The organism is Paenibacillus sp. SER-28, assembly GCF_052906305.1.
On the sequence record NZ_JBRECM010000008.1, the window covers coordinates 91879 to 104159 of the forward strand.

Consider the following 12281-nt stretch of genomic DNA (forward strand, 5'->3'; position numbering starts at 1 on the left):
AGGTGTCATGTTTTGATACCTTTTTATATAATAATAAGTTCAAGGGAATAGATCAAATTCATAAGATATCTACACATATAAAAGGAGATTGATACCATGAGTACAACATTAGAAGTAGCTATTTTCTTATCCATGAACGGAAAGGCAAAAGAAGCTGTACATTTTTACAAAAAACACTTCAGCGCAAAGGAATTGTTTCTTGTTACCTATCAAGACATGGCCCAACGTGACAGCTCCATACAGCTTACTGATGAAAATAAAAATTATATTTCTCATTCTGTCTTATCCATCGGAAAATCAAAAGTAATGATAGCAGAAGATACAATGAACATCAGTGAAAAATATACAGTGGGTAATAACACTTCATTATGTATTCAAAGTGCTGATTTAGAAGAAATTAAACGTTTTTATAATAGCTTGATTACGGATGATCGAGTGAAAATTATTGTGCCTTTATCTAATAATGTGTTTAGCCAAGCCTACGGTATTATTGAAGACCCGTTCGGTATTCAAATACAATTAATGTTCGATAATCGATTATAATAAAAAAGCATGTTCGATGTTTCATAATTGGATAATAAATGGGCAGAAGTAAAAACTAAAATGGGAAAACCTAAGATACCGCAGCAGAAAAGGAGACACTATGACGGAGAAAAAAGAAATAGCAGATCAAATAGGGTGGAACTTCGACAACAGTTATTCTCGTTTGCCGGAATCATTGTTTACAAAGCTTAAACTGACTCCTGTCCGCTCACCCAAGCTGATTATACTTAATCATCCGTTGGCAGCATCACTGGGGTTGAACGGTACAGCGCTGCAAAGGAATGATGGCGTAGCGGAGCTGGCTGGAAACCAGGTTCCAGAAGGAGCCGTACCTCTTGCTCAAGCTTACGCAGGGCATCAATTTGGGCATTTTAACATGTTAGGAGATGGGCGTGCTCTGCTGCTTGGCGAACAGATCACTCCCTTGGGTGAACGGGTTGATATTCAGCTCAAGGGCTCAGGCAGAACGCCATACTCCCGTGGTGGTGACGGCCGTGCGGCACTTGGTCCGATGCTTCGCGAATACATCATCAGTGAGGCGATGCATGCGCTGGATATTGCTACCACCCGCAGCTTGGCGGTGGTATCCACGGGTGAGTCGATCATCCGGGAGACCGAGCAGCCCGGAGCCATTCTGACCCGTGTGGCTGGCAGTCATCTTCGCGTCGGCACCTTTCAATACGTCTCAGCATGGGGCACGTCCCAAGATCTCCGTGCTCTGGCTGATTATACCTTGGAAAGACACTACCCGGAAGTTGCCAATGACGAAAACCGTTACCTTTCACTGCTTCAGGAAGTGATTAAGCGTCAAGCCGAGCTGATTGCCAAATGGCAGCTGGTTGGTTTTATTCATGGGGTGATGAACACCGACAATATGACCCTTAGCGGAGAAACCATTGATTATGGTCCTTGCGCCTTCATGGATACCTATGATCCTGAGACGGTGTTCAGTTCCATCGACAGGCAGGGACGCTATGCTTATGCCAATCAGCCGCATATTGCTGCGTGGAATCTCGCGAGATTTGCTGAGACGCTCTTGCCACTGCTGCATGACAACAGGGAGCAGGCTGTCACACTGGCTGAGGATGCAATTTCAGATTTTGTAAAAATGTTTCACCATCATTGGCTTGCAGGAATGCGGGCGAAGCTGGGGATCTTTAACGAAGAGCAGGAGGATGAATCTCTTATTGAGGAGCTTCTGAGTATCATGCAGAAGCATCGTGCCGACTACACCAATACCTTCCGTACCCTAACTTTGAACAAGCTGGAGGATACGGTTCTGTTCAGCACTGCGGAATTCACCCAGTGGCACGAGCAATGGCAGGCGAGGCTAGGCAGACAGCAGGAATCACAAGCCTCCTCGCGTCAGCTGATGCGCAGCAGTAATCCTGCAATCATCCCACGCAACCACCGGGTAGAAGAAGCACTAGAAGCTGCGGTGGAACGAGAAGACTACCGTGTGATGGAACAGCTTCTTGAAGTTCTTTCGAACCCTTATGCCTACTCTACCGAACAGGAAATTTACTCTACATTGCCTGAGGAATCCACCTGTCCTTACCGAACCTTTTGTGGTACCTGATGCAGAGCGAACGGTTTGAAGATAATCTATATCATGCGTTGGTGGAGAAGATAGCCATTCTCTCACCAGCGCATTTTGTTTTTATAGGGGTAGGTTGCAACTGATTAATCCAGCTCCTGACCGTCATTTTCGATCTGTATGTGTCCGCAATAAAGACATTGATGCGTACAGTTCTGCGTAAGAGCAGGCTGGCCTTCGATGCGCATGTCGCTTTTTCCGTTCAACCAAGGCATCGTAAGGACAGGAATACACGGAGCCTTTTTCACTCCATAAATATCAACCATCTCACTGGCTTGCACAGCCGGGTTCAGCGGACTGGAGCAATTCCCAAAAGATTTTATGTTCACACCAGGTACATAATCTCCAATATTCATCTGTGCTTTATTTTTAACATACACCCCGTGGCTAAAAGGGCGCTTCAAACGCGTAGGCTGTGTACCGTAACTACAGCTTAAAATCGCACCTGCCACGACGTAGCTTTTTTTCGCACCTGTTCCAGGCTGCACACTTGCTTCTTCCATACGAATTATTCCTCCTTTGTGGCCATCTCCACTTTTTGCACACGAACACCTGTAAATGGACGACGCAGCAGACTTTCCGCTACCGCGAGATTGATATAGATATGTGCTTCCAACAAGCCGGCAATCCGAAATATAGACGGTTCGATTTTCCCGTACTTAAGTACCAGCTGCTTCAAGGTATGGTCGGGATACCACTCGGTTTGTGAGGAAAGACAGTCCACCACAGGTGGACGCAGTACCCAGTACACATCCTGCCTGGCTTGCTGAAAATCGGTAAGTATAGCGGCCTTCCATTCCAGCTCTGGCATGTATTTTTCCAACAGGGCTTTCATGGAGTCTGAAACCAGCGGCAAAGGGAACTCCAGAAAATCCGGATATACGGTTCGTGGATCTGTATGTACTGCTAAAAATAGGGGAGTGTCCTCTGTCTGAATGGTATGACCCGAAAGGATACCTTCCACCTGCAAGGGAGCTAGGGGCGCAGTCTCCACCCGATGCTTTACGCGCTCGTCCACCATGAGTCGGTAATACCTCATGACATCCACTCCCCTTTACTCACTGCATCTGTTATCTGTGTAGCCAGTGGCGTTTCTACAACAGAAAGGCCAATAGCTTGGCTTAGTTGTTCATCTGTAAAGATTACCCGGTGTAGTTTTGCTCCTGTAAAATTAGCTTTTACTAAACATGCACCTATAAACGAAGCGTCAGTAACATCGGCTCCTACAAAGCAGGCACCTGTTAGATCCGCGCCGTTAAATAAAGCTCTTTGCAGCGCGGCATCTTGGAAAGCAGCTCCTTGAAGCTGTGCATGTTGAAAACTAGCTCCCTGTAAATTAGCTCTTGTAAAATTCACTCCATCTAATCCTAACGGTTCCCAATCCAGCCAAGCATCCGATCCATATTCGCTATTGCTTATAACTTCGTCCAGTACAGCCTCTTGCAGAGAACAGCCACTGAAATCGGCTCCGTGAAGCAGGCTGTGCGAAAAGTCGGTTCCATCTAGCTGAGCTTCTTGCCATACCGTGCCTACGAGGATACAGTGATGCAATCGACTTTGTTGCATCCCGATCTGGCGAAAGACTGTATAGCGAAAATCCAAGGAACTGTAATCTCCATCCGACAGTTGAACTTGAGACAGTGCTTGGTAGCTGTAGGCCGATTCTTCTTTTTCCTCCAGCCAAGACTTTATTATGTTTGCATCCATGGGTCTCCGATCTTCCCGGTACACAGAGATACTATGATCCATATACTCTCCGACGCGAATCTCAAAAGCTTCTTCACGATCCAACGCCTCAAACTCTGGTAGGTCGACTGCTTGCTTCATAGCCTGACGAACCAGACTAACGATCATCGTATGAAGATATCCCGCTGCTTCCAGCATGATCTGTTCCAGTTCAAGCTCGGAAAGGGAGACTTGTTGCTTCAAAGTTTCAGCCCCAAGCTGTTCACGTAATTGAGTCCAATAGAGAAAAATCCAACTCGCATCGTACTCCAACTGAACGGGCTCAGCATCAAGCATCCATAAGGCATCCGTAGCTTCAACAAGATAAACGGGCTTCTTTTCAAGCCATGTGGTGCGCAGCATAGAGTAGTTGATGTAACCAATATGACCTTTACGACCTGTGAGTTGTTTTTGCCGAACCAGCTCACAAAAGGCGCGAAAATGTTCTACTATATGCTGTAATCTTTGTGTTTGTGTTGATTTACATTTCAACGCCCATTCTTTGCGGATGAAAGACCAAGCCTGATGAAGAGCTGTTTGTTGCTGATCTAACACATCTGTTTGCTTTTCCATTTCTAATCATCCTTAATTTGACTTCACTTCGCTGCCTTTCATGTCTGCCGACCCACTTAATTCGATATGACTGCCATTACAATCCATACGGAGCTGACTACCTGCGGACAGGCTCATTGTCTTCCCCGCAGATAGGCTGAGATTGCCTCCCGCCGTAATATTCACCTGTTTGCTGCTCGCAATATGAATGCCTTCTTTATCGTCCAGTTTGATATAAATGGCGCCGTCCTTACCTGTAACGACCAGTTCATCCGGTCCTAGCCGAATTTCCTTGCCATGCGGGGTACGCCATATTTTCATTTGCGGATTGGAAAAATGGTTATGCGCACTCTTGCGATCTGCCCGTCTCACGGCACTACCTGCTACGCCGTCTTCTTCCCGACTACCGGGGAAATAGAGGGAAACTGAATCGCCTTTTTCTGGCATGACGTACCAACCGGTATGACCACCGCCACTGTACACGGTAGAATAGTTGAACCAGTGTGCTTGGTTAGTGTCCTGTTGTTCATCACAATCTAGATGAATGCGCACTTGATCCTGACGTACGTCCAGCACAATACCGCTTAATGAGGCTCCTGCCAGCTTATCCTGGTAGTAGCTTTTTTGCCGAAATCCCTGGTAAGAACCCAACACATACTGATGCCGCAGCAGTCCTTGGCTCATGGCGGTGTAGGCTTCCATCACATACAGGTTATGCCCCTGAAAATTCAACTGAGCGCCCAAGTCGAGTACCTCATCCGTTTCTACCTCATAAAAAATAAAATCATGTTCACTGAGTTTGGTCTGTTCATTCTCCTGAAAATAACGAAAAGGTAGCAACTGCTTACGTACGCTATAACGGGTATGATCCAGTATCGCCTGTGCAGGGCTGTCCTCAATACCAAAATAAAATTTGGGACTGTCAAAACGAGCTACAGGCATCAGACTCGTATGATAACGGGAGGCTATGCGTCTTAAAAAAGCCCAGTCTGTCTCCTGATACTGAATGGCAAGCCGTCCGATGGCTTCTCCACCGGTAGCCCCGTCGATCACATCCAGTCCTTCATAGTCCTTACCAATGTGCTCCAGCATTTGAGGAATCGTCATTTTCGTATACTGAAAAGAACGAGTACGCTGCTTCATGTCCATCCGGTACGTATGGGAAATGGCCTCCACCTCCAGATAGTACACACCTCGCACGACTTTTACCTCGACCGAGAGGGCAATCCCACTAAATAGCGGCTTGCTTGCGCCAGATTCATCTTGTTGGCTGACTTCAATGATGGTATTTTTTTCTGTCGTTTCCACGTAACTGTCTTGCAAGTCTTCGGGGATAACACCTGTAAAATAAAGCCGAGTATGCTCGTTAACTTTTTTTGTTAAGGTGAGCTCTTCTAGATCAATTTGTTCATAAGGGTGAATTTGAATTTGATCGTATCCCAGACTCATGGTGTAGTCATTCCTTTCTCATTTGTAGAATAGGCGGAGGGTGGAAGGACAGAAAGGGATTGAACCCAGTATTCTGCTACAGGTAACCAGACTTCGAGATCTGCCTCCAGACAGCTAAAGGAACCTATGACAACTCGTCCATTGTGGATAAAGAGCAGCATTTCGTTGTATAGATTACCGTCGATCCCCGCCGCCACAAAACGAATCTGTCCAACTGAAAGTCCGGAACAGTTGGTGACCATTTCGGTACCTAACCAGTTGCGAATCGGTTGTACAGACCGTAGAATATCCGCCATTTGCTCTACAAAATCGGGCAGTTCTTCCGCTTCCAGAGCGGTATCTGTAGGATTAAAAGTGATATTGATGGTCTCCTCAGATGAGGTATAAATGACCTTTGGTCGATGCTCTGAAGGATATTTGATTATAGCTTGCTCCATTGGCATAGGAGTAAAGGACTTGGGGATGTAGAAACCAATCTCTCCGTGTAGTATTGTAATGGGCTCCAACGTGAGATAATCATTTTCAACATGAAGTAGCTTTGTTTCTTCAAACATGGAACCGTCCTGTTCCGATTTCTGAGTTTGAGCTGGGATGGATTTCACATTATCGTTATTAGCTGTCTTCTGATCCACCATTTTAGCTTTGAGGCTAAGTATATGCTCGTCTAGATAGTTCATAGAAAGCCCCCTTTTAGGAAAAATACGCGTTTGTACTTGAATATGTAAAGATGAGAGGAGATATTTAAGTACAAAACCAACATATGTATTTATCGGTTAAAAGAGAGATTTAGTTTACAAAATGAACCATTCGTTGGGGGAGCATTGTTCGATATTAGATTCTATTTCATTCCATAACGCCTTTTTGCCGTAATAATTCGGTTGTAGTACTCCAAAGCAGGCGTTGCATCTTGATATCCCCACCAGGATATGTCGGCACAATCGGCTTACCAGTACCAACATTAAAATATCCGCCTGTCACTTCTTGATATTGGGATTCTGTTGCTAAACGAATAATGATGTCCGCTCCTTTCCGTGGGTCTCCGATATGCAAAGCGTTCAATATTTTTGCAAGTATCGAAGAAAACCCTAACTCGCGACCAAGGCCGGTAACGTTAAAGCCTGGATTAAGTGCATTAACTACGATTCCAGTTCCATCCAGTTGACGTCCAAGTTCTTCTGTAAACATGATATTAAGAAGCTTGGTCTTTCCGTATATCTTAGATGAACCTCTTGCGGTAAATACAGATGTATCTGTTAAATCCTCCGGTAATTTTAATTCACCATGGTTGCGTGATGCTTCAGAAGCCACATTGACGATCCTAGCATTTGTGGATTCCATGAGTGAATTGAGTAGTGTATGCGTTAACAGCCACGGGGCAAGATAGTTTACGGCTATCATTTCTGCCAAACCCTCTGAGGTTATTCGCTGTTCAAATCCATGTAATCCAGCATTGTTCACTAATACATCAATCTTAGGATAATTAGCTTTAATTTCATCCCCAATACGTTTGACATCTTTCATAAGAGACAGGTCCCCGAAAAAAAAGTCTACCTTTGTACTTGGCGCCAGATCTTTTAAAATATTTTTAGTCATTTCAGCACGTTTTTCATTTCTGGCTGTTAAGACTAGATGTGCCCCACGTTTGGCTAATTCAATTGCTACCCATTGTCCAAGACCGTTAGTAGCACCAGTGATTACAATAATCGGGTATGTCGACATATAGATCATCCTCCAAATTCTTGATCCAATTACATCCATATTCATGTCTACGCTTTACGGTTGTGGATGCTTTATACTGTAGATCTTCTGCTTGACACTTACCAAAGTTGAAAATATGATTGATATATATCAAGTATATGTATTTTGATTGATATATGTCAAATATATATTCGAACTCATTCAAATAAGGTGGGGACATATGGAAAATAAAACTCAACATCCAGATTCTACAAGAGAGCAATTAGAACTGAATCTTGGTGAACAACTTAATGCACTTATAAGCGCGTCGCATGCACTCAATGTAAAAACTGCGGCACTTTTCGATCCATCATTACAACCTGCAGCTTTTCTGATTGTACGTTGTCTCCTGTCATACGGTCCGGCAAGCGCTACATTTTTGGCGGAATCCACCGCTATGGATCGAAGCTCTGTTAGTCGGCTTGTTACTCAACTTAAACACTTGAATTATGTAAAAAGTGAAACTCATCCTGAGGATCGTCGGGGAGTGTTGATATCCCTGACAGCCAATGGTCGTGAAAAAGCCTTGGAAGCTTTAAAAGAAAAAGAAAAAGAGTTTTATCAACGTATTTCAACATGGGAGGATTCTAAACTTGAAGCGTTCATCGAGATGCTGAAGTGTTTTAACGGGTATGATTGCGAGGATTAATGATTCAACATAAAGCATCGTATGGTGAAAAAAGGAGGCATTTTAAAAGTGAAAGAAAATAATGTTAGGGAAATTTGAACAGTGGGGGAAGTCCCATGGATTTTCCGGGATCAAACTGTTATCTCATCCAAGTCGGATACAGGCTCACAGGTTCTACGAACGACGTGGCTATATGTTTACCAAGGATCAAAAAAATTTTATAAAAAATCTCAAATAAATACATGTTCACTAGTTATATCCAAGGTAATATTTGAAATGTTGCTCTTTGATTTCATGTTTTCCACTGTATGAATACAGATTTCAAATAGGCTTAATATCGTGATATTTATCATTGAAGAAATATGTATGTTTAGCACTCTAATGCATTGCATTAAATTGACCATTGTTCAGAAAATATGAATAGCCTTCCTTTCCATTTCATGCCTAAAAATGTCTGCTAATTAGCAGTTGTATTTAGGCGTTTTTTGTCATACAATGCATCTAATGCTACGGACTCGGTCTTAGAAACAGTAAGGTTTGGACGGTAAATAGGACGTGGTTTCCTTGTATATTTACGAATCGTGGAACTACTTTGTAGTCGTTCACTCACGACCACGTCAGTCTGAAAAATTAATAATGTTTGGGGACAGTTTTCCGGATCATTAGCGTTTGATGATGAACATATACGAAGGGGAGCGTTCTTTTGGAATCGAAACAATTAACGAGAGGGCTAAAGCCACGGCACGTTGAGTTGATTGCGCTTGGAGGTACGATTGGCGTCGGTTTGTTTATGGGGTCGGCAAGTACGATAAAATGGGCAGGTCCCTCAGTGCTGTTGGCATATCTCTTAGCTGGGATTATTATGTTTTTTGTCATGCGGATCATGGGGGAAATGCTGATTCTTGAACCGGTGACAGGCTCATTCGCTACATTTGCTCATAAATATATCAGCCCTTTAGCCGGTTTCTTGACCGCCTGGAGCTATTGGTTTTTATGGGTTACCGTAGGGATGGCAGAAGTCACTGCGATTGGGGTATATGTGGGCTACTGGTTCCCAGATATCCCGCAATGGTTGCCGGCTTTGGCAGGTGTAATTATTATTGCATTGGCCAATTTGGCGGCTGTGAAATTTTATGGGGAATTTGAGTTTTGGTTTGCGATGATTAAAATTGTCGCCATTATCTTCATGCTAGTAGTTGGTACGGGGATGATCTTCTTTGGACTTGGTAACGGTGGACAACCGATAGGTCTATCCAATCTGTACAGCCAGGGAGGCTTCTTTGCAGGTGGTTTGAAAGGGTTCCTATTTGCACTCTGCATTGTAACAGCGGCTTACCAAGGGATAGAGATGGTAGGTATTACGGCAGGTGAAGCTGAAAATCCGAAGATGACACTGCGAAAAGCCATTAAAAACATCATCTGGCGTATTTTGATTTTCTACGTGGGTGCAATCTTTGTCATTGTTACGATTTATCCTTGGAACCAAATAGGCGAGATCGGCAGCCCATTTGTTCTGACTTTTGCCAAGGTAGGAATTGTGGCTGCTGCGGGTATCATTAACTTTGTTGTACTTACAGCTGCGATGTCTGGTTGTAACAGTGGTATTTACAGTGCGGGCAGAATGTTATATACATTGGCTAAGAACGGACAAGCTCCTAAGTTCTTTGGGAAAGTTTCTCCAAGCGGCGTCCCTAGAAATAGTATAATAACGACCATTTCCTTGCTGCTGGTAGGGGTGTTATTTAACTATTTAATGCCTGATTCCAAACTGTTTCTGTATATTTACAGCGCCAGTGTTCTTCCAGGCATGGTACCGTGGTTTGCATTAGCCATCAGTCAATTTAAATTTAGGAAAAAATGGAAGGACGAAATGAAGGATCACACCTTTAAGTCTCGTTTTTTTCCGATCAGTAATTACATCACCATTGTCTTTTTGTTGCTTGTGATCGTTGGAATGTGGTTTAATCCAGACACACGCTTGTCGTTGATTGTCGGAGCAACATTCATGGCGATCGTCGTTGTTGGATATTTTGTCTTTGGTATAGGAAAGAGGCAGAGAATTGAAGAATTAGAGGAAAACTAAAAGATTGCTAAATACGTAACACTTGCCGAGCGCAATTCAGATGATCCTGAGTTCGCTCGGCTTTTCTTTTACATGACGAGGGAGGGGCTACGGAAGGGTTGTTACTGAGGTATAGAACCGTGTGGTTATCCTGTTCGCACTACAAGTGTAAATACAAATACAAAAAAAGTGAGAACGAAAATGGAGAAGTTGATTATTGCTATACTCTTTCGGTTAGCCTTAAGCTCTGTAATTCCAGAAAATAAAAATATAAACCCTAGAAAAAATTGCGCGATTTTGTATGAGTCCCTATAGGTGTCTGGGTATGCGAGTGATAAAAAGGAAGAGATCATAACAACTACAGCAAATATTAAAGTGAGGATTCGGTAAATATCCATTTTCTTGAACATAGATAAGTTCCCCCTTCCTATATAACGCCTAGTACATTATATATTTTAAAGGTCAGACCGTGGGACTTCAAATAAATACAAAAAAAGGAGGGAAAATGATACTGGATAAGCGAAGAAACTAAGTGACATTAAAAACCCTTCCGTGAATGAAAAAGCCTTCGTTGCGGCCTATCAAAAAGCAAGGGATGAGACCAATAATCTTATGGATCTATTAAACATTATGGTGTCTACGGAAATGGAAAAACGTCTCAAAGCAGCAACCGAGCAGCAGAATACAGGCCAATAGCTTAAATCATCATTTTTTGAAATAATACCCATACGTACCCGATCCGAGAGAGAAAGCTCAAATTATCTTGAGAACAGGCTAATATGGAAAGGACATAATTTATCCATACTTTCTTCTAATATTTAACTGTTGATAGATTTATTGAAAAGCTATAATGCTAATGATGATTTGAGTGTACTTAGAGAAAAGAGGTTGAGGGTATAATGTTGAAAAAATGGCCATTAGTATTCATGATGGGTATTCTCATGCTGACATCTGTAGGATGGAACAGTGGAATATCTTATGCGAAATATTATTACGAATACACTTGGGATAAGTACAAGGGGACTGAAATCAAGACGTATAGGTTGACACCAGTAGCTGGAAGAGCTGGATTAATGGATCAAGAAAAGGCCTTAGCTACTATTGGCAAAACCCCGAATGTGTATGGAAAGTTCAGTGGCTATAGAACAGAAAAAACAACTGAAATAGCAACCAAGAGTGTAACGGATGAGGTTTATAAATATGCAGTTGTTGATTTTATTAGCGACAAGGAGCCAAAAATTGTAGAATATGTTAATCCAAAAGGCGGAGTTCCTCATAGATGGAACGGAACCGATGAGATTCGAATTTTTATGAGAGGGTCTGAGGCAGCTTCTTTGGCAGAGCTGTTTTATGAGGGAACTCCAAGTGAAGGACGCTATCATTTTAATGCTGACGATGTCTACTTAGTTACATTCTGGTCCAGCACAGTAAAACCAATCACTGAAATGTCTGCTGAAGCACTAATTGAGGAAGGCCCTGCTACGCTTATAAATCGAGAGTTGGTAGGCCAAATAAAAGACAAAGATCCTGCTGCTTATCCGCAAAACGGAACTTTAAACGGCTACTTTTATGTTTATAAGGGTTCTGAGTTTAAAGAGAATTAAAAGAGCAGACAGGAATTAATAAGTATATATGTACACGAGAACGAGATAACATTTTGTATTCTCCAAGCGAATGCGGATACAGATGTTATCTCTTTTTTATTTGTATACGGGATCAACATAGTAACTCAAAAAGGTGATAAATATTTAATTACCAATGAAAACCATTGTTTAGTGATAGGGAATTACGGCTTAAAAAAACATGGTGAATAAACAGGACATTAGATTGCCAAAACCACTTTTTTTGCTGGTTTTATTCAATCCTAGGGAGATTATTCCGATAATTCAAGTATATACAGTTTGGTGTTAACAGTAATGAAAAACCGTTTGAAAACAAGAGAGATTAATTTTCAAAGTTGATATGAAGGTACAGGTGAAAGTGGCCCA

Annotated in this window: 11 protein-coding genes and 1 pseudogene; 6 read left to right on the forward strand and 6 right to left on the reverse strand. The window is 42.7% G+C overall.

The window, feature by feature from the left end:
• The first annotated feature begins 96 nt into the window (after positions 1-96).
• Entirely contained in the window at positions 97-543 is a 447-nt protein-coding gene (locus tag ACUYLD_RS18285; protein WP_254351165.1) for a VOC family protein, read from the forward strand.
• 100 nt (positions 544-643) lie between these two features.
• Entirely contained in the window at positions 644-2122 is a 1479-nt protein-coding gene (locus ACUYLD_RS18290) for a protein adenylyltransferase SelO (RefSeq protein WP_446675673.1), read from the forward strand.
• Between the two features lie 104 nt (positions 2123-2226).
• Here ACUYLD_RS18290 and ACUYLD_RS18295 read toward each other — a convergent pair whose 3' ends face one another.
• The 6 genes from ACUYLD_RS18295 to ACUYLD_RS18320 form a co-directional block, all read right to left on the reverse strand.
• A complete protein-coding gene (locus ACUYLD_RS18295; RefSeq protein WP_013308879.1) occupies positions 2227-2643 on the reverse strand; it encodes a DUF4280 domain-containing protein in 417 nt (138 codons plus the stop codon).
• A gap of 5 nt (positions 2644-2648) precedes the next feature.
• Positions 2649-3179 carry a hypothetical protein gene (locus tag ACUYLD_RS18300; RefSeq protein WP_440723383.1) on the reverse strand — a complete coding sequence of 177 codons (531 nt, stop codon included), beginning with the start codon at positions 3177-3179 and terminating at the stop codon, positions 2649-2651.
• Positions 3176-4438 carry a pentapeptide repeat-containing protein gene (locus ACUYLD_RS18305; RefSeq protein WP_446675674.1) on the reverse strand — a complete coding sequence of 421 codons (1263 nt, stop codon included), beginning with the start codon at positions 4436-4438 and terminating at the stop codon, positions 3176-3178. The genes ACUYLD_RS18300 and ACUYLD_RS18305 overlap by 4 nt, the downstream gene beginning before the upstream one ends.
• 12 nt (positions 4439-4450) lie before the next feature.
• A complete protein-coding gene (locus tag ACUYLD_RS18310) occupies positions 4451-5866 on the reverse strand; it encodes a phage baseplate assembly protein V (RefSeq protein ID WP_446675675.1) in 1416 nt (471 codons plus the stop codon).
• Positions 5863-6543, reverse strand: a complete 681-nt coding sequence (locus ACUYLD_RS18315; RefSeq protein ID WP_235307355.1) for a hypothetical protein — start codon at positions 6541-6543, stop codon at positions 5863-5865. Before ACUYLD_RS18315 ends, ACUYLD_RS18310 begins: the two co-directional genes overlap by 4 nt.
• Positions 6544-6709: 166 nt before the next feature.
• Complete coding sequence (locus ACUYLD_RS18320) at positions 6710-7585, reverse strand: SDR family NAD(P)-dependent oxidoreductase (protein ID WP_446675676.1); 876 nt, start codon at positions 7583-7585, stop codon at positions 6710-6712.
• A 199-nt stretch (positions 7586-7784) separates the two neighbouring features.
• On the opposite strand from ACUYLD_RS18320, the gene ACUYLD_RS18325 reads away from it, so the two are divergent.
• The 4 genes and pseudogenes from ACUYLD_RS18325 to ACUYLD_RS18340 all read left to right on the forward strand — a co-directional run bounded on the left by ACUYLD_RS18325 (position 7785) and on the right by ACUYLD_RS18340 (position 11897).
• Positions 7785-8252: a MarR family winged helix-turn-helix transcriptional regulator gene (locus tag ACUYLD_RS18325; protein ID WP_250267494.1), complete on the forward strand. Its 468-nt coding sequence runs from the start codon at positions 7785-7787 to the stop codon at positions 8250-8252.
• 73 nt (positions 8253-8325) lie between these two features.
• Positions 8326-8469 (forward strand): annotated as a pseudogene (locus tag ACUYLD_RS18330) (GNAT family N-acetyltransferase); the annotation flags it as partial.
• A 465-nt stretch (positions 8470-8934) separates the two neighbouring features.
• Positions 8935-10314: an amino acid permease gene (locus ACUYLD_RS18335; protein ID WP_235307357.1), complete on the forward strand. Its 1380-nt coding sequence runs from the start codon at positions 8935-8937 to the stop codon at positions 10312-10314.
• 875 nt (positions 10315-11189) lie between these two features.
• On the forward strand, positions 11190-11897 hold the full coding sequence (locus tag ACUYLD_RS18340) for a hypothetical protein (RefSeq protein WP_446675721.1): 708 nt from the start codon (positions 11190-11192) through the stop codon (positions 11895-11897).
• Positions 11898-12281 lie beyond the last annotated feature (384 nt).